The organism is Actinoallomurus sp. NPDC052274, assembly GCF_040679475.1.
Classification (GTDB): domain Bacteria; phylum Actinomycetota; class Actinomycetes; order Streptosporangiales; family Streptosporangiaceae; genus Actinoallomurus; species Actinoallomurus liliacearum.
Genome location: NZ_JBFAUT010000048.1, coordinates 54826 through 73142, shown reverse-complemented (window position 1 = coordinate 73142; position 18317 = coordinate 54826). Strand labels below are relative to the sequence as shown.

Sequence of the window (18317 nt, the reverse complement as noted above, 5' to 3'; positions counted from 1 at the left end):
CCCCGGCGCCGCGCCGGCGGGCGAGCCCGGGGCCCTGGCCCGGGGCGCGGCCGGCCCGTGCCGCCCCGAGCGCGGCACGGGCGTCGGCCGTCGCCGACGTCCGGGAGAGGGCACGGCCCGGCGGGGCGACCCCGCCCGCCGGGCCGTGCGTCTCCCCGATCACGTCCGCCACGCTTACAGCGCCTCCGGCCCGGTCTCCCCGGTACGGACGCGGACGACGGTGTCGACCGGGACCGACCAGACCTTGCCGTCACCGATCTTGCCGGTCTGGGCGGCCTTGACGATCACGTCGACGATGTCGTCGGCGTCCTCGTCGTCGACGAGCACCTCCACGCGGAGCTTGGGTACGAGGTCGACCTTGTACTCGGCGCCCCGGTAGACCTCGGTGTGCCCGCGCTGGCGGCCGTACCCGCTGGCCTCGCTGACCGTGAGGCCGTGCACCCCGAAGGTCTCCAGCGCCGCCTTGACGTCGTCCAGCTTGAACGGCTTGATCACCGCGGTGACGAGCTTCATGCGTCCGCCTCCACCTTCTTCTCACCCGGGCCCACGGAGTTCTTGCCGCCGCCCGATCCCTTCTCATCGCCGCCGGCCGCCCTCGCGCGGTCGACGGTGAGCGAGGCCAGGATGCCCGATCCGCCGCCGGACCCGCCGTGGACGGTTCCGATCTCGTACGCGCTCTCGGCGTGCTCGGCGAGGTCGATGCCGGACACCTCGTCCTCCTCGCTGACGCGCAGGCCCATCACCTTGTCGAGGACCTTGCCGATGATCCAGGTGAGGACGAAGGAGTACACGCCGACCAGCGCCACGCCGATGGCCTGCTTGCCGAGCTGGGAGAGGCCTCCGCCGTAGAACAGGCCAGCCGGGCCGTCGCCCTTGGCGGGGGTGAGGATGCCGGTGACCGTCGGGGTGGCCAGGAAGCCGATGAGCAGCGCGCCCACCGCGCCGCCGACCGCGTGCACGCCGACGACGTCGAGCGAGTCGTCGAAGCCGAACTTGTGCTTGATGCCCACGGCGACCGAGCAGAGCGCGCCCGCGATGACGCCGAGGATGATGGCGCCCACCGGGTTGACCGAGGCACAGGCCGGAGTGATCGCCACGAGGCCGGCGACCGCGCCGGAGGCCATGCCGAGCGCGGTGCACTTGCCGTACCGGATCCGCTCGGTGATGATCCAGCCGAGTGCCGCGGCGGCCGTCGCTACCTGGGTGTTGACGAACGCCACGGACGCCTGGGCGTTGGCCGCCAGCGCGGACCCGGCGTTGAACCCGAACCAGCCGAACCACAGCAGGCCGGCACCGAGCAGTACGAACGGGACGTTGTGCGGCCGCATCGGCTCCTTCGGCCAGCCGACACGCTTGCCGACGACCAGGGCCAGGGCGAGGCCGGCCATGCCGGCGTTGATGTGGACCGCGGTGCCGCCGGCGAAGTCGAGGGTGCCGATGTGGTCGGCGAGGAAACCGCCGTCCTTGGTCGTCGTCGTGTCGCCGAAGAAGAACACCCAGTGCGCGACCGGGAAGTAGACGACCGTCGCCCAGATGGCCACGAACACGCACCAGCCGCCGAACTTGACGCGGTCGGCGACGGCACCGCTGATGAGAGCCGGCGTGATGATCGCGAACATCAGCTGGAAGGCCACGAACGCCAGCTCGGGCGAGGTTCCGGAGGCGGAGATCAGGGTGTCCTTGAGGCCCACCTTGCCCAGGCCGCCGATGAACCCGTGGTTCCCCACGTCCTTGGCGAACGCGAGAGAGTAGCCGTAGAAGACCCACAGAACGCTGACGATGCCGATCGTGGCGAAATTCATCATCAGCATGTTCAGGACGCTCTTCGACCGGACCATGCCACCGTAGAAGAACGCGAGGCCGGGAGTCATGAGAAGGACGAGAGCGGAACTCGCGAGCAACCAGGCGGTGTCGCCCGAATTCATCAATTTCAGAACGTCCGGCGGCATGCGGTCGTCCCTTCGGTGAGGTGGTCGATACTGCTCTGGAGCTTCGAGCAGCGCGGTTTCACCGACGGGGCATGAGTGTTTCGCCGGTGTGAAACCCTGCGATCCGGTGTTTCAGGTGTGTTTCGGTTTCCTCACTGCATATGGCCAAAATTCACATGAGGCCGGGCCATCCCGTCGCACCGGTCACAGCAGCCTCTGGCGCACCGTGCCGCCGGTCGCCGGAGCCCGTCCGAATGTCACTTCCCGGCAATGCGCGCATACGCTGTGACCTGGACCGCGGTGCCGGAGCGGCGGGCGTCGCGCCGGATCGGTCCCGAGGCGACACTATGGCGGGGGCATCCGACACGACACGGCCCGGACAGATCCACGGAGTCCCGGCCGAGGTGACGAGTTTCGTGGGACGTCGGCACGAGGTGGCCGAGGTCAAACGACTGCTGTCGGTCTCCCGGCTGGTCACGCTGACCGGGGTCGGCGGGGTCGGCAAGACCCGGCTGGCCCTCCGCGTGGGCGCGCTGGTCCACCGGGCCTTCCCCGACGGAGTGTGGCTGATCGAACTCGCCGCGCTGAACAGCCCCGACCTGCTCGTCCCGGCGGTGTGCGAGGCTCTGCGGATCTGTGACCGTTCGGCCCGTCCGCCGCTGCAGGTGCTGATCGACCACCTTCAGGACGCCCAGGCACTGCTCATCCTGGACAACTGCGAACATCTGGTCGGCGAGTGCGCGGTGCTGACCGAGGCGCTGCTGCGCGCCTGCCCCAGCCTGCGGATTCTGGCCACCAGCCGCCAGGCCCTCGGCATCGTCAGCGAGCAGACCCTGTCGGTGCCCAGCCTGCCGGTGACCGGCCACGCCGTCGCCGGCTCCCACGCCGGTGTCGCGGCCGGCGACGCGGTCCGGCTGTTCGCCGAACGCGCCGAGGCGGTCGTGCCCGGGTTCACCCTGACGGAGGACAACCGGGAGACCGTCGTACGGATCTGCCGCCGGCTGGACGGTCTGCCGCTGGGCATCGAGTTGGCGGCGGTGCGGCTGCGGGTGCTCTCGGTACAGCAGTTGCTGGCCCGCCTGGACGACCGGTTCCGGCTGCTCACCTCCGGATCGCGCGCCGTCCTGCCCCGCCACCAGACCCTGCGCGCGCTGGTCGACTGGAGCTACGGCCTGTGCACCGAGCCCGAACGCCTCCTGTGGGAACGTGTCTCGGTCTTCTCCGGCGGCCTGGACCTGGAAGCCGCCGAATCCGTCTGCGCCGGCGACGGCATCGCCCGCCAAGACGTCCTCGACCTCGTCGTCGGACTCGTCGACAAATCAGTACTGGTCCGCGAGGAACACGCCGAGACCGTCCGCTACCGCCTCCTGGAGACCATCCGCCAGTACGGCCACGAACGCCTCATCGCCTCCGACGGCGAGGCCCGCGTCCAACGACGCCACCGCGACTACTACCGCGACCTTGTGGCCCGGGCGGACCGCGAGTGGTTCGGCCCCGACCAGGTGTCGTGGTTCCACCGGCTGCGGCTGGAGCACGGCAACATCCGTGCCGCCCTCGACTACTGCCTCTCGACGCCCGAGGAGATCGACACCGGTCTCGACACCGCGTCGGGCCTGCTGTTCTACTGGATCGCCGCCGATCTCCTCCATGAGGGCCGACGCTGGTTCGAGAAGCTGCTCGTCGCGGATTCCGGCTCGCCGGCCGCCCGCGCCGCCGCCCTGTGCGTGCACGCCCGGCTGGCCGTCCTCCAGAGCGACTTCGCGGCCGCCGAGCCGATGCTCGAGGAGGCCCGGACGCTGGGCCGCGACGAGCCGCTGGTCCTCGCGCAGTGCCAGTACGTCGCGGGTCTCGCCGCGCTGATCAGGCACGACCTGACACAAGCCGGGGCGATCCTGGAGGACGCGCTGGCGCGCCACCGCGCGCTGGCCCACGACAGGGGCGTCGCCAACACGCTGATGTACGTCGCCACGGTGTACTCCCTGCTCGGCCGTTCCGATGAGGCCGTCGCGCTGTTCGACGAGTGCCTGCGGCTCTGCGAGGCAAGGCAGGACCGCTGGTTCCGCTCCTACACGCTGTCCGTCCTCGGCATCGAGGTCTGGCGGGAGGGCGACCTGAAGCGCGCGACGGAGCTGGAACAGCAGGCCATCCGGTTGAAGCAGCCCTTCGACGACCGCATCGGCATGGCGCTGTGCGTGGAGGTGCTGGCCTGGATCGGCACCGACGAGGGCGATCTGGAGCGTGCGGCCCGCATGGTCGGAGCGCTCCGGGAGATCTGGCGCGAGGTGGGCGGCCCTCCGTACGTGTACCTCGCGAAGTATCGCGAGCAGTGCGAGAGGGCGATCCGGGATCGTCTGGGGGGCCCGCGTTTCGACGCGCTCTTCGAGGAGGGGTGTGGATTCTCCACCGCCGAGACGACGGCGTACGCCCTCCGGGAGGGCGAGGTGCAGGCCGCACCGTTGCCGCCGGACCAGCGGAGCCTGTCACCGCTGACCCACCGGGAGACGGAGGTCGCCCGGCTCATCGCCAAGGGGATGAGCAACAAGGAGATCGCCGCCGCGCTCGTGGTCGCTCAGCGGACCGCAGAAGGGCATGTGGAGCGTATCCTGCGCAAGCTCGGCTTCAGCTCGCGCGCGCAGATCGCCGCGTGGGTCGCGGAGCTCAGCGAAGAGGCCCCTGATCCCGACCCCGGAGGCCGCCCGGGTCATCGATGACCGGGCTCGGGCCCGCGCCGGGCGATCGGGCCGCCCGCCTTCACGGCCGGTCGGAGCCGACGGCCTGCAGCGCGGCGTCGCCGTCCCGGAGCAGGGCGACGGCGCGGGGGAAGTCCTTGAGTTGTTCGGCCAGCAGGTCCAGGGCCAGCGTGACCGAGTAGGCCGGGACGCCGCGTGCGGTGAGGATGTCGCCGGCCCAGGTGACGAAGCGGGTGAACAGCGCGGAGTCGTCCAGGTAGAGGGCGGCGCCGAGGAACTCGGTGATGTAGGCGACGCCTTCGGCGATGCACTGGCGCTGCCGTTCGCTGTAGCTCGCCATGGCCGGGAAGCGTTCCTCCAGGGCGGTCAGGACCGCCGCGACGAGCCGGGGCGCGCTGCGGGTGACCAGGGTGTACTCCTGGTCGGCCAGATGCGGCAGGTCGTCCACCGGCTCGTGCACGGGCGGTGGGACGTACGGCCGGGCGAGGATCTCCTCGAGGCGGGCGGCCGCGGTGCGGGCGTCGGGCGCCCAGGCGTCGGCGCCCAGCCGGTCGGCGTAGCCGCCGTCGGGGCCGAAGGCCGCGCCGCCGACCATGATGGAGACGCCCACGGCGTGCGATGCCGTGATCGTCGCGTGCGCGGCGGGCAGGCGGGCGGCGATGGACGCGGACAGGGCCAGATCGTCGGATCCCGTACGGTGCAGGTGGTCGATCAGATGCGTGACCGGTACGTGCGCGCCGAGGAAGTCGACGTGCCAGCCCCGCAGGCGCAGGGTCTCGGCCAGCAGGCGGGCGGGCAGCGCGTGCCACTCGCCGTCGACGCACGCCACGGTGACCCTTCCCTCTCCCCGCCTCGGCCGCGGCACGGCCGCGTCGTGGGCCAGGGCGGCGACGACACGGTCGTTGATGGCCGTCGCGGTGTGCTCCTCGGCCACGCTGATGCGGTTCGCGGCCCACTCCGCGCCGACCCTGGCCTGCACCGGCGCGATCACATCGAGCAGCGCCGACTCGGCGTCCAGCCCGGCATCCACCGCCGGTAGCACCACGTCGGTGGCCGCGTACTCGTCTCCTTCGTGCACGGCGTCCCACAGCCGGGCGGAAAGCAGCTCGGTGTCCGAACGTCCGGGAATCGCGGTTGTCATCGTCGGATCTCCTCACGGGATGGGCGGTGCTCCGCCGCTTCGGGGGATCCTGTCTTCGGGGGCGGTGATCGCCACGACGGCCATGTCGTCGTGGCCGCGGCTCCCGGCCCACTGCGCCGCGAGCATCAGCACGCGTTCGACGACGGCTTCGGCGGGCATCCCCGCGCAGCCGGACAGCGCGTCCTTCAAGCGCTCATCACCGAACATGGCGTCGCCCAAGGGGCCGCCGCGGGCCTCGGTGATGCCGTCGGTGTACAGCACGCACGTCTCACCCGGCGCCAACTCGACCTCGGCGGTGGACGCGAAGATGTCGGGGAATGCCCCGATCAGGCAACCCCGCGTGGCGGCCTCCTCCACCGCACCGCCGGAACGGACGATCAACGGCGGCGGATGCCCGGCGGCGGTCAGCCGCAGCCGCACCCGATCCCCGGCCCGCGCCGCCGACGCGAGCACCAAGGTGACGAACCGATCCGGTCGCATGCTCAGCAGCCCCCCGTTGAGCAGAGACAGCATCCGCAGGTGATCGTCGGCCATGGGCAGCAGCGCCCGCAGCGTGGCGCGGATCTGGCCGGTGGTGACCGCCGCCTCCAGCCCCTTGCCGCACACGTCGCCCAGCACGACGAGAGACTCCTCGCCCTCCTCCGCGCCGGGATGGACGTCGTAGAAGTCACCGCCGACCAGTTCGCCGCGCACCGACGCGCGGTACCCGCCGGCGAGATCCACACCGCGCACGCGGTGCAACTGCGGCGGCAGCGACTCGCGCATGAGGATCTCGGTGATCCCCGCCTGGTCGGCGAACGCGCGGGCCGCCGACAGCGCCGCGCCCGCCCGCGCCGCGAAGAGCCGGGCGAAGACCTCCTCGTTCCGGCTATATTCGGGCCGGTCACGACGGCGCAGCAGGATGAGCGCGCCCTCCGGGATGCCGTGTCCGGGCAGCGGGGTGACCACGACCGCGCCGACCGGCCCGTCGAAGCCCTCCGGAACGGCCCACGGCGGCAACTGGCCGGGAGCGATCCAGCAGGACGGGATCGGCGGGAAGCCCCGCAGGGCCTCGCTCAGTCCGGGCACCTCGGCGGGGTCGGCCTGCACCGTGCGGCGGTCGACCTCGCCACCCCGGACGGCGAAGGCCGCCGGCAGCCGTTTTCCGACCGCGGGCCGCACGAGCACGGCGGCGTCGGCCAGCTGCTCGGCCGCCAGCCGCACCGCGACCTCCATGCACCGGTCGACGTTCAGCGTCGACAGGATGGCGTTCGACTCATCCGCCAGGAGCGCCGTACGCCCTCGCTCCGCGCACAGTGTGACCTCGGCCTGCCGCCGGTCGGTGTCCTCGACCAGCCACCAGACCACGTTCCCGTCCGGCGAGCGGGTCGGGTACGCCTCGAAGCTGCGCTCCCCCACCCGGCCCCACACCGGTTCGCCCTCGATGCCGGATCCACTCGCGAAACGGTGCGCCTCCGCCAGCCACCCGGGCATCGTCGCGGCGAAGTCGGCCCCGGGCATCGCTCGCGGGAACAGCCGGACGGCGGCCTCATTGAGCTCGACCACCCGGCCGTCGGCGTCGGCCATCAGGACGGGATACGGGGCCGCGCCCCACAGTGCGCTGGTGACCCGCCCGGGGCCAGGCCGGGTCGTCGAAGGAGCGCTGAAAACGTCCACGTGCAGGACCCGCGAACTCGGAGCCCCACCACCCTCTGTCCGGTCGGAACGGTGCGGTGAGACGACCGTCCCTCATTCGGTGTCGGAAACAGCTTCCATTACACGCTCCCCGCCACACCGGTCGCAAGGCCGCCCCCTGGGTACGGCTCCGTCCCGCTGCCGACGGGGTCGCTCGGCGGTACGAAGCGCGTCCCGCGTAAACTCGGCTTCGACGCCCGCGCGGCGCTCGCGGCGTAGGGCGCGCAATTCCAAGAAGCCCCCGATCCCGATTCTGGGGGCCGCACAGGCCACCGATGATCCGGCCCAGGGCCCGCGTCGAATGATCAACGAGTCCGCGGCGCCGGCCATCAGTGATCCTTTCGGTCACCGATCTCCATACCCGCAAAGACATGCCTGCTCAGGACGTACTCGACAGGGATCGCCGGTATCCCGACGGTTCGAGCTTCGTCGGCCGCAGACGCGAGATGTCCGAGGTGAGACGGCTCCTGCCACGGACGCGCCTGCTCACGCTCACCGGCGCCGGCGGCGTCGGCAAGACACGGCTCGCGCTCCATGCCGCCAGGGTGCTGCGGGGCTGGTTCCCCGACGGGGTGCAGATCGTGGAGCTCACCTCGCTCGAAGAGGGCAGGCTGCTCGTTCCCACTGTGGCCGCCGCCGCGGGGATCCGGGAGATGGACCGGGAGGCCATGCCGCTCCTCCTCGCCCGCCTCGCCGACAAGCGGATGCTGCTCCTGCTGGACGGCTGCGAGCACCTCCTCGAATCCTGCACGGCCCTCGTGGACCGGCTGCTGCGGACCACCCCCCGCCTGCGGATCATGGCCACCAGCCGTCACCGGCTCGGCGTGCTCGGCGAACAGGTACTGCCGATCTCCTCCCTGCCGGTCGCCGACCAGCACGCGCCGACCCGCGAGATCGCCCGGTCCGAGGCGGTACGGCTCTTCACCGACCGGGCCGCCGCCGTACGCCCCGGTTTCAGCGTCACCGCCGCCAACGCCGGCACGGTCGCCCGCATCTCCCAGCGCCTCGACGGGATCCCGCTGGCGATCGAGCTCGCCGCCGCGCGCCTGAGGAGCACCCCGCTCGATCGGCTCCTGAGCGACCTCGACGACCGCTTCGCCGTTCTGACCGGAGGTGACAGGGCCGCACCGCCGCGCCACCAGACACTTCGCGCCACGATGGACTGGAGCCGCAGCCTGTGCTCCCCCGCCGAACGCCATCTGTGGGCACGCCTGGCGACCTTCCCCGGCGGAGTGGACCTCGACACCGCCGAAGAGGTCTGCGGCGGCGGGGAGATCGACCGCGACGAGATCTTCGACCTGATCGCCGGGCTGGTGGACAAGTCGGTCCTGACCGCCGAGCGTCTCCGGACCGGCCTGCGGTACCGCATGCTGGACAGCATCCGCGCGTACGGCCGCGAGCATCTGACCCCCGCCGAGGAGGAGCGGTTGCGCGGTCGGTACTGCGCCCACTACGCGTCGCTGGTCGGACGGTTCCGGATCGATCGGATGACCTCCGATCAGCTCGACTCCTTCCGTACGCTGCAGGTCGAACTGCCGAACATCCGTGCCGCGATGGACGCGTGTTACGCTCGGCCGGCCTCGGCGGCGACCGGGTTGGAGGTCGCCTCGGCGCTGTGGGGGTTCTGGCTGCTCGCCGGGGCCCTCACCGAAGGACGACACTGGCTGGAACGAGGACTGCGGCTCGTCTCCACTCCTGGCCGGGCCCGGCTCACCGCCCTGTGGGCCGACGCGTTGCTCGCCCTGCACCAGCGTGATCTGTCCACGGCGGTCGCCCGGATCGAGGAGTGCCAGACGCTCGCCGAGAGGACGAGGGACGTCACGGCCGCGGCCTTCGCCACCATGGTCGCCGGTATCGCCGCGCTGTCGGCCGGGGACGACCGGCGCGGGCTCGCGCTGCTGGAACAGGCCCGGAACCGCCACTGGGATGCCGGAGACCTCAACGCCGTCGGCATCAACCTCTACCTCGCGTCGATGTTCTGCGTCGCCAAGGACCCGGATCTCGGCGCGGCGCTCGGCGAGGAGCTCATGGCCCTGTGCGAGGCCCGGGACGCGCCGTTGTTCCGCGCGTACGCGTTGTTCGCCATCGGGCTCGCGGCGTGGAAGCAGGGCGACTGGCGGCGGGCGGAGACGATGATGCTGCAGGTCGCCGCGCCGTGGTCCGTCATCGAGGATCGCTGGGGGCTCGCCCAGTTCCTGGAGGTGCTGGCGTGGACCGCGAGCGCCGGTGGCGCCCAGGAGCGCGCGGCCCGCCTGCTCGGCGCGGCGGACCGGATCTGGCACGAGCTCGGGTTGTCGCCGACGCAGTTGCCGTACCACGTCCGCTCGCACCAGCAGTGCGAGACGCGCGCCAGGGAGGCGCTGGGGTCCCGGGCCTTCGGGAGAGAGTTCCGCGGCGGTGCCCAGTTGGACCTGGCCACCGCCGTCGCGGACGCCCTCTACGAAGCCTGACCCGTCAGCCGCCCAGGATCGCGTCGACGAAGGCTTCGGGGTCGAAGGGCGCGAGGTCGTCGGGGCCCTCGCCGAGGCCGACGAGCTTCACCGGAACGCCCAGCTCACGCTGGACCGCGATGACGATGCCGCCCTTGGCGGTGCCGTCGAGTTTGGTCAGCGCGATGCCGGTGACGTTGACGACCTCCGCGAAGACCCGTGCCTGGCGCAGGCCGTTCTGCCCGGTCGTCGCGTCCAGAACGAGGATCACCTCGTCCACCTGGGCCTGTTTCTCGACGACGCGCTTGACCTTGCCGAGCTCGTCCATCAGCCCGGTCTTGGTGTGCAGGCGGCCCGCGGTGTCGACGATGACGGTGTCGACGTTGTCCTCGATGCCCTTCTTGACGGCTTCGAACGCGACGCTCGCCGGATCCGCGCCCTCCTCCCGGCGTACGATCTCGGCGCCGACCCGCGACCCCCAGGTCTCCAACTGATCGGCGGCGGCGGCGCGGAACGTGTCGGCCGCACCGAGCAGGACGGTCCGTCCGTCTCCGATCAGGACCCGGGCGAGCTTGCCGCAGGTGGTGGTCTTGCCGGTGCCGTTGACGCCGACGACCAAGATGATCGCGGGCTGGGCGCCGTGCGGCTCGGTGCGCAGGGAGCGGTCCCAGTCCTTGCCGATCTGGCCGAGGAGCTCGTCCTTCAGCAGCCCCCGCACCTCGTCCGGGCTGCGGGTTCCGTAGACCTTCACCTTGGTGCGCAGGTCGTCGACGATCTGCCGGGAGGGCGCGACGCCGACGTCCGCCTGCACGAGGGTGTCCTCGATCTCGTCCCACGCGTCGTCGTCGAGCGTGTCGCGGGACAGCAGGGTGAGAAGGGTCTTGCCCAGGGCGTTCTGGGAACGGGAGAGCCTTGCCCGCAGGCGGATGAGGCGGCCGGCGGACGGCGGCGGGATCTCGAGCGCGGGCGGCGCGGGCGGCGCCTCGGGGGTCGGCGCCCGCGTGGGCGGCGCGACGAGCTCTTCTTCCTCGATGACGGCCGTGCCGCCGCGCGGTGCCTCCGGTGTCTTGGGCGCTTCCGGTGCCCGGGGCGGCGGCACGGCACGGCGCGTGCCCCGGACTAGGAAGAACACACCCGTCGCGACGGCGAGCACCACGATGGCGATGGCGAGAATGACGTATTCCATAGCGTGTCCCAGTCTCGCAGAAGGCGCGGGCTCCCCTTCGCGTCCCTACCAGGTCATCGTCCGCCCGGTCGCGTCGTCCTCCCGTGCGACCGAGCGGAAGGCTCGGAGAATCCCTCCGAGCGGCCCCGGCGAACCGGGGCATCCGCCGACGTTCCCATCGGCGGCGGAAACATTCTCCGAGCCTTCCGTACGGCGTGGCGGCGCCCCGCCGTCAGGGCGTCCGGGGAAACATCGTGGAGGCGCCGCCGGAGAGGGAGTCGCGTTCGGACTTCTCCCACTCCTCGACGTTGCGCAGCAGGGACTCCAGGTAGGTGCGCAGGTGCGTGCGGTAGACGTCACTGAAGGTCCGGAGGTAGGCGATCTCGCGTTCGAGGTCGCGGCGCTCGTCGCCGGACATCGGCTCGGTCGACGGGGCGACCTGCTCGGCGGCGTGCGACGCCTGCCGGTGCGCCTCTTCCAGGACGAGGGTGGCGCGGGACTGCGCGTCGGCGAGGATCTCGTCGCGGCCGCGCCGTGCCTCCTCGGCGACCTCACGGCTGTAGCGCTGCGCGTCCGCGACGTACTGGTCCGCGGTCTGCTGCGCGTTCGACAGGATCCGCACGGCCTGGAGATGGGCGTCCTCCGGCTGCACCGCGGCGGCCTCGGGCCCGCCGCCGGCGATGCGGTCACGCAGGCGGGTGACCTCGTTCTCCAGGGCCGCCTTCTCGTTGAGGACATGGACGAGCTCCTGCTCGACCTGGCCCAGGAACGCTCTCACCTGGTCTTCGTCGAACCCGCGGCGGCCGAGCGGAGCGCGCTGGAAGTTGACCGCCTGCAGCTCAGCCGGGGTGAGGCGCTGGGCGGCATGGGTATCGGGGGAGGTCATCGGTCTCCTCTAAGCGTCCGCGTATTTGTCGATTCGGATACGGTCCTGGCTCAACCCGAACTGCAGGAGCCGACCGACTGTCACGTCGGTCATTCCTGGCGAGCCGCAGACATAGGCGTCGTGGTTCTGCCACTGTCCGAACCGTCCGATGACATCGGCGAGCATGCCGTGCTCGGCCGCCGGGCCGGGATCGTGGTCGGAGACCACCGGGATCACGGTGAGCCACGGTGCCCCGGCCGACCGCTTCTGCAGATCCTCCAGGTCGTACAGCCCGTCGATGTACCGCGCGCCGAAGAAGAGGTGGACGCGCGGCGGGTTGGGCCGCGCGGCGATCTGCTCGAGGATCGCCTTCAGCGGTGCCAGGCCCGTGCTGCCGCCGATGAGCAGCACGTCGCGCCCCGACCGCTCGTCGATGGTCATCGTGCCGACCGGGGGGCCGAGCTTGATCCAGTCGCCCACGTTGAGCGACCGGACGAGGACCGGACTGACCGGACCGCCGTCGATCAACTGCACGTGGAAGTCCAGGGTGTTGTCGGGCCGGGGCGCGTTGGCCGGCGAGTAGTAACGCCACATCCGCAACCGCGCCGGGACCTCGAGGGAGACCGCCTGACAAGCGCAATTTGGGACAAGATGGTACAAAACATACGTATTGATTGCCTTGCCCCCTTGCACCAAGGAAACCGGAGGATGTCCTGGTCAGGCCGGTCAAGGCCGCCTCGGGCCGCCGGTCAAGGTCCCCGGAGCCGTCGGTCAGGGCCCTCCCGAAGCCATCGGTGGAAGGCGCTTCGGGCCGCCGGTCAGGGCGCGCGGAGGCGTCGGTCAGGCGCTTGGGGCCGCGGGTCAGGCCGGCTCCGGCTCCCGGAGGCGCTGACTCACCACCTGGGTCACACCGTCGCCGCGCATGCTGACGCCGTACAGGGCGTCCGCGCCCTCCATCGTGCGCTTCTGGTGGGTGATCACGATCAACTGCGACGACTCGCGCAGTTCCTCGAAGATGCCGATCAGCCGCTGGGTGTTGGTGTCGTCCAGGGCGGCCTCGACCTCGTCGAGCACGTAGAACGGCGACGGCCGCGCCTTGAAGATCGCGACGAGGAACGCGATGGCCACGAGCGAGCGCTCCCCGCCGGACAGCAGCGACAGTCGCTTCACCTTCTTGCCCGGCGGCCGCGCCTCCACCTCGACCCCGGTGGTGAGCAGGTCCTCCGGGTCGGTGAGCGACAGCCGCCCCTCCCCGCCCGGGAAGAGCCGGGAGAAGATCCCCTCGAACTGCGTCGCGGTGTCCTCGTACGCCGCCGCGAACACCTGCTGGACCCGGTCGTCGACCTCCTTGACGACGGTCAGCAGGTCCCGGCGGGTCTTCTTGAGGTCCTCCAGCTGTGAGGTCAGGAACGCGTGCCGCTCCTCCAGCGCCGCGAACTCCTCCAGGGCCAGCGGGTTGACCTTGCCGAGCTGGGTGAGCTGGCGCTCGGCCTGCTTCGCGCGCTTCTCCTGCTTGGCCCGGTCGTACGGCTCGGGTGCGGCGTCCTCTGGTGCGTCCGGGGCCGGGGGCACCGGCTGCTCGGGGCCGTACTCGGCGACGAGCACGTCCACCTCCAGCCCGAACTCCTCCATCGCCCGCTCCTCGAACTGCTCGAGTCGCAGCCGCTGCTCGGCCCGGGCGACCTCGCTGCCGTGCGCGACGTTGACGAGCTTCTCGTGCTCGCCGGTGAGCTCGCGCACGCGGGTCCGGACCGCCTTCAGCTCCTCCTCGCGGGCGGCGCGCGCCTGCTCGTGGGTCTCCCGCTCGGCCACCGCAGCGGCGATCGAGACCTCGATGCGGGCGAGCGCCCGCTGGACGCCGGCGCCCACGGCCTGCGCCACCCGGGCGTCGCGGGCGAGACGGCGGCGGCGCTCGGCGGCGCGGGCGCGCTCCTGACGCTCGCGGTCGGCCGCCCGCTCCAGCTCGTCGGCCCGGCCCGCGATGGCCGAGACGCGCTCCTCGGCGGTGCGGACGTTCAGCCGCGCCTCCATCTCGGCGGACCGCAGCTCCTGGCACCGGTCGTTCAGCTCGTCGCGGCGGGTGGTGTCCTGATCGTCGTCGTCGAGCGGCTCCTCCTCGGCGATCTCCAGGCGCTCCCGCAGCTCCGCCGCCGCCGCGAGGTCGCGGTCCCGCGCCTCCTCGGCCGTGGTGAGGGACCGGGCCAGGCGCTCGGCCTCCTGCCGGGCGGCCTGGGCGGCGGCCTGGAGCCGGGCCACGTGCTTGGCCTCCTGGGCTGCCTCGGCCGCCGCCTCCCGCATGCGGGCGCGCACCTTGTCCAGGCCGCCCTGCGCGCGGTTCACCCCGCTCTGCGCCTCGCCCACGGCCGCCTGGGCCGCCTCCAGCACGGACTGGGCCCGCTGCTCGGCCGCGACGGCCTCATCGAGGGCGACCGCGGTGCCCTCGGCCCTGGCCTCCGCGGCGGCGAGCCGCTCGGCGGCCTCGTCGCGGGCGGAGCGCATCTGCAGCAGGCTCTGCCGCTTGCCGCCACCGCCGAGCGCCCAGTGCGCGCCGAGCAGGTCCCCGTCGCGCGTCACCGCGCGCAGCTCGGGCCTGGCCCGTACGAGCGCGGCCGCGGCGGGCAGGTCCTCGACGACCACGACGCCGGTCAGCAGGTGACGGATCGCGGCCCGCAACGGCTCCGGGGCCGTCACGAGGTCCGCGGCGGGACGGGCGCCGTCCGGAAGGGCGAGGTGCTCCTGCCGCTCATCGGGTCCGGCGCCGACCACGACCCCGGCCTGCCCGGCGTCCTCGGCGCGCAGCAGGGTCAGTGCGGCCTCGGCGGTGTCGAGCGAGGCGACCGCGACGGCCTCGGCGGCCGCGCCCAGCGCCGCCGCCACCGCGATCTCGGCGCCCGGCTCCACCGACAGCAGGGACGCCATCGTGCCGAGCACGCCGTCGAGGTCGGCCGACAGGAGGATCTCCCCGCCGTCCGCCGCGCTGCCCATCGTCTGGTCCAGGGCCTCCACGCGCGCCTGCAGCGCGGTGAGCTCCTTCTGCGCCGCCTGGTCGGCGCCGCGCGCCGCGGCCACGCGGTCGCGCGCCTCCTTCACGAGCCGCCGAGGCTCCTCCACGGCCTCGCGGGCGTGCTCGACGGCATCCTTCGCCTGTTCGAGGACCTCCTGGGCGCGCTCGTGCTCGGCGGCCAGCGCCGGGTCCTCGGCGGCCTCGGCGTCCTGCGATTCGTACTCGGCCTGGGCCACCGCCGCGCGCTCCCGCGCGTCGGTGAGGGCCTCGGCGAGCCGGCCGATCTCCGCCTCGGTGGCCTGGACCTTGCTGCCCAGCGCCTCGACCCGGCCGCGCAGCCGGGCCAGCCCCTCGCGGCGGTCGGCGGCCGCGCGGGCCGCGTCCTGCAGGCGGTACTCCTCCTGTTTCAGCGCGGCCTCCGCGACGGCGCGCTGGTCGACGGCCTCGGCGAGGAGGTCCTGCGCCGCCTCGAGCCGGGCGCCGAGGACCTCCTCCTGCGCCCGGATCTCCGCCGCCTCGCGCTCCATGTCCTCCGGGTCACGGCCCCGGCGCTCCTCCGCCTGAGCCTCCACGGCGTTGCGGTGACGCTCGGCGGCGAGCTCGCCGACACCGCGCAGGCGCTCGCGCAGCGACGACAGCTGGTACCAGGTGTCCTGGACGCGGGCGAGGATCGGCGCCTGCTCGGCGGCCTCGGCCTCCAGGGCGGTCTCCCGCTGCTGGGCCTGCGCCAGTGCCTGCTCGACGGCCGCGCGGCGCTCGCGGATCGTCGCCTCGTCGGCCGCCTCCTGCTCCAGTTTGGCCGTGAGGGTGACCAGGTCGTCGGCGAGGAGCCGCAGCCGCGCGTCGCGCAGCTCGGACTGGATGACCGCCGCCCGCCGGGCGATCTCGGCCTGCCGGCCCAGCGGCTTGAGCTGGCGGCGCAGCTCGGTCGTGAGGTCCTGCACGCGCGTCAGGTTGGCCTGCATCGCGTTGAGCTTGCGCAGGGCCTTCTCCTTGCGCTTGCGGTGCTTGAGGACGCCCGCGGCCTCCTCGATCACCGCCCGCCGCCCCTCGGGGCCAGAGTGCAGGACCCGGTCGAGCTGGCCCTGCCCGATGATGACGTGCATCTCGCGGCCGATGCCGGAGTCGGACAGCAGCTCCTGGACGTCCAGCAGCCGGCAGGGATCGCCGTTGATGGAGTACTCGCTCTGCCCCGACCGGAACATCAGCCGGCTGATCGTGACCTCGGAGTAGTCGATGGGCAGCGCGCCGTCGGAGTTGTCGATCGTCAGGACGACCTCGGCGCGGCCGAGCGGCGGGCGCGAGGACGTGCCCGCGAAGATCACGTCCTCCATCTTCCCGCCGCGCAGCGACTTGGCGCCCTGCTCTCCCATCACCCAGGCGAGCGCGTCGACGACGTTCGACTTGCCGGAGCCGTTGGGTCCGACGACACAGGTGATACCGGGCTCGAGGCGCAGCGTGGTCGAGGACGCGAAGGACTTGAAACCCCGCAACGTGAGGCTCTTCAAGTACAAGCGCCCACCGATCCTTTCTGCGCCCGCGGACGGGTGGACCGTCCCGCGCCGCACGCCACCGACGCCCCGGCCATCTCAGCACGATACCGGCCGGGCCCCTTCGAGATCGGGTATCCGACTTTCACCGATGTGCCATGGTCGGACGTCGCGCGTGGCGCCTCTCCCGGCGATCCCCGCTCCGGGCCCGATGCGGCCCGAACCAGGAGCGGGCCGCGGCGGGAATTCTCAAACCTCGGAAACGCGTGCTTTGCGGCCAACAAAAAGGGACGTCGGATCGACGTCCCTTTTACGCGTCGACACTGACCTCAGGTCAGCGCCGGTTCGCGGTCCTTGGTAGCGAGCGCCATGACTTCGTTGTCAGCAACAGCGGCAAGCGCGTCGTTTTCGGACTGGAGCCGTACGAGCTCGGCCTCCAGGTCACGGACACGTTGCTGCAGGCGCCGCATCTCCGCAACCATGCGGGGGTCGGGACCGCCGACGTGGCCGAGTAGAGCCTTCGCCATGATTAAGGGTCCTCCACGCTGAGTGACCAGCAGGAATGGTCGCGCACGGAAAGCTTCCTGAGGTGCGCGTAACAACTAGGGTCGCACCGGCCGGAGAGCCGGTCAAGACAGATGTCACAGACCCGTAACAACCTGTCCGTACAAGTTTAGCAGACCTCTCAGACCGATCACCGTTCGACGAAGCCGTGAAGCCCGCCTCGCGGCTCCGTCCAACGCTCGGATACGCCGGTCACCCGTCCCGGCGTCGTGCCGCCTCGGAGGAGGTCCAGGAGTTCCTCGCAGTCCTTCCGCGGCCCTTCGGCGATCACCTCGACGCGGCCGTCCACCAGGTTGCTCGCCGAACCGCTCAGCCCCAGCTCCAGAGCGCGGGACCGCACCCACCACCGGAAGCCGACCCCCTGCACCCGCCCGCGCGCCCAGGCCGTCAGCCGTACGTGCTCGTCCATCCCCCGATCGTAGGCCGCGCCGGGACCTCAGTAGTGCGCCCGCCGGGGCCGGGGCTGGCAGGTGGGGCAGGTGAAGGAGGAGCGGTTCATGAAGGCGTCGCGCCGGATGGGGCTGCCGCACCTCGCGCACGGCTCGTCGCGCCGGCCGTAGACGTTGAGCGACCGCTCGAAGTAGCCGCTCTCGCCGTTCACGTTGACGTACAGGCTGTCGAAGGAGGTACCGCCCGCCTTCAGCGCGGCGGCCATGACCTCGCGGACTCCCGCCACCAGGCTCGACACCTCGGTCCGCGTCAGCGTCTCGGTCGGCCGCGCCCAGTGCAGCCGTGCCCGCCACAGCGCCTCGTCGGCGTAGATGTTCCCGACGCCGCTGATCAGGGACTGGTCGAGCAGCGCCCGCTTGATGCCCGTACGCCGGCGCCGCAGCGCCCGGTAGAACGCGTCCTCGTCGAAGGCGTCCTCCAGCGGGTCCGGGGCGATGTGCGTGATCGGTTCCGGGACGCCGTCCTCGGTGCCGGTGAGCATCAGGTGGCCGAAGGTGCGCTGGTCGACGAACCGCAGGTCGCGTCCCCCGTCGGTGAAGGTGAACCGGGCGCGCAGGTGCTTCTCCGGCGGCCGGTCCGGATCATCGACGAGCAACTGCCCGCTCATGCCGAGATGGGCCAGCAGCGCCTCGTCGTCGCCGACCGGCAGCCAGAGGTACTTCCCGCGTCGCCGCGCTCCGGCGACGGTCCGCCCGGTCATCCGCGCGGCCAGGTCCGCAGGGCCCTCGGTGTGGCGGCGCGCCGACCTGGGGTGCAGCACCTCGGCCGTCCGGACCGTACGGCCGACGACCCAGCGCTCGACGCCCCGCCGGACGACCTCGACCTCCGGTAGCTCGGGCACGGTGGACCTCCTCCATCAGCGTCAACGGGCCTGCGGCGCCGGGCCCCGCCGACCGGAGGGCCGGCGGAGGCGCGGG

13 protein-coding genes are annotated in these 18317 nt (G+C 72.1%); 2 read left to right on the top strand and 11 right to left on the bottom strand.

Annotation, left to right across the window (positions count from 1 at the left end):
• Window positions 1-174 precede the first annotated feature (174 nt).
• Together AB0K82_RS32185 and AB0K82_RS32180 are read right to left on the bottom strand one after the other, a co-directional pair.
• A complete protein-coding gene (locus AB0K82_RS32185) occupies window positions 175-513 on the bottom strand; it encodes a P-II family nitrogen regulator (protein ID WP_252776317.1) in 339 nt (112 codons plus the stop codon).
• Window positions 510-1928 carry an ammonium transporter gene (locus AB0K82_RS32180; protein ID WP_364404293.1) on the bottom strand — a complete coding sequence of 473 codons (1419 nt, stop codon included), beginning with the start codon at window positions 1926-1928 and terminating at the stop codon, window positions 510-512. The genes AB0K82_RS32185 and AB0K82_RS32180 overlap by 4 nt, the downstream gene beginning before the upstream one ends.
• A 416-nt stretch (window positions 1929-2344) precedes the next feature.
• Here AB0K82_RS32180 and AB0K82_RS32175 point away from each other — a divergent pair, with 416 nt between their 5' ends.
• On the top strand, window positions 2345-4639 hold the full coding sequence (locus AB0K82_RS32175) for a LuxR C-terminal-related transcriptional regulator (RefSeq protein ID WP_364404287.1): 2295 nt from the start codon (window positions 2345-2347) through the stop codon (window positions 4637-4639).
• Window positions 4640-4679: 40 nt separating this feature from the next.
• Here the strand turns inward: AB0K82_RS32175 and AB0K82_RS32170 are convergent, their stop codons facing one another.
• Together AB0K82_RS32170 and AB0K82_RS32165 are read right to left on the bottom strand one after the other, a co-directional pair.
• Window positions 4680-5759, bottom strand: coding sequence for a B12-binding domain-containing protein (locus AB0K82_RS32170; protein ID WP_364404285.1), 1080 nt, complete (start codon window positions 5757-5759; stop codon window positions 4680-4682).
• Window positions 5760-5771: 12 nt separating this feature from the next.
• Complete coding sequence (locus AB0K82_RS32165) at window positions 5772-7325, bottom strand: PP2C family protein-serine/threonine phosphatase (RefSeq protein WP_364404283.1); 1554 nt, start codon at window positions 7323-7325, stop codon at window positions 5772-5774.
• 563 nt (window positions 7326-7888) lie between these two features.
• Between AB0K82_RS32165 and AB0K82_RS32160 the strand changes: the two genes are divergently transcribed.
• Entirely contained in the window at window positions 7889-9883 is a 1995-nt protein-coding gene (locus AB0K82_RS32160; protein ID WP_364404281.1) for a LuxR family transcriptional regulator, read from the top strand.
• 4 nt (window positions 9884-9887) lie between these two features.
• On the opposite strand, the gene ftsY is transcribed toward AB0K82_RS32160, so the two are convergent.
• The 7 genes from ftsY to mutM all read right to left on the bottom strand — a co-directional run bounded on the left by ftsY (window position 9888) and on the right by mutM (window position 18241).
• Window positions 9888-11048 (bottom strand): signal recognition particle-docking protein FtsY, encoded by a 1161-nt coding sequence (gene ftsY / locus AB0K82_RS32155; protein WP_364404279.1) that lies wholly within the window; start codon window positions 11046-11048, stop codon window positions 9888-9890.
• A 211-nt stretch (window positions 11049-11259) separates the two neighbouring features.
• Complete coding sequence (locus tag AB0K82_RS32150; protein ID WP_364404277.1) at window positions 11260-11913, bottom strand: DivIVA domain-containing protein; 654 nt, start codon at window positions 11911-11913, stop codon at window positions 11260-11262.
• Window positions 11914-11922: 9 nt separating this feature from the next.
• Window positions 11923-12585 (bottom strand): FAD-binding oxidoreductase, encoded by a 663-nt coding sequence (locus AB0K82_RS32145; RefSeq protein WP_364404275.1) that lies wholly within the window; start codon window positions 12583-12585, stop codon window positions 11923-11925.
• A 168-nt stretch (window positions 12586-12753) separates the two neighbouring features.
• Window positions 12754-16410, bottom strand: a complete 3657-nt coding sequence (smc, locus tag AB0K82_RS32140) for a chromosome segregation protein SMC (RefSeq protein WP_364404273.1) — start codon at window positions 16408-16410, stop codon at window positions 12754-12756.
• 305 nt (window positions 16411-16715) lie between these two features.
• Entirely contained in the window at window positions 16716-16913 is a 198-nt protein-coding gene (locus tag AB0K82_RS32135) for a hypothetical protein (protein ID WP_252776295.1), read from the bottom strand.
• Window positions 16914-17080: 167 nt separating this feature from the next.
• Window positions 17081-17359 (bottom strand): acylphosphatase, encoded by a 279-nt coding sequence (locus AB0K82_RS32130; protein WP_364404271.1) that lies wholly within the window; start codon window positions 17357-17359, stop codon window positions 17081-17083.
• A gap of 27 nt (window positions 17360-17386) precedes the next feature.
• On the bottom strand, window positions 17387-18241 hold the full coding sequence (mutM, locus tag AB0K82_RS32125; protein WP_364404269.1) for a bifunctional DNA-formamidopyrimidine glycosylase/DNA-(apurinic or apyrimidinic site) lyase: 855 nt from the start codon (window positions 18239-18241) through the stop codon (window positions 17387-17389).
• Window positions 18242-18317: the final 76 nt, after the last annotated feature.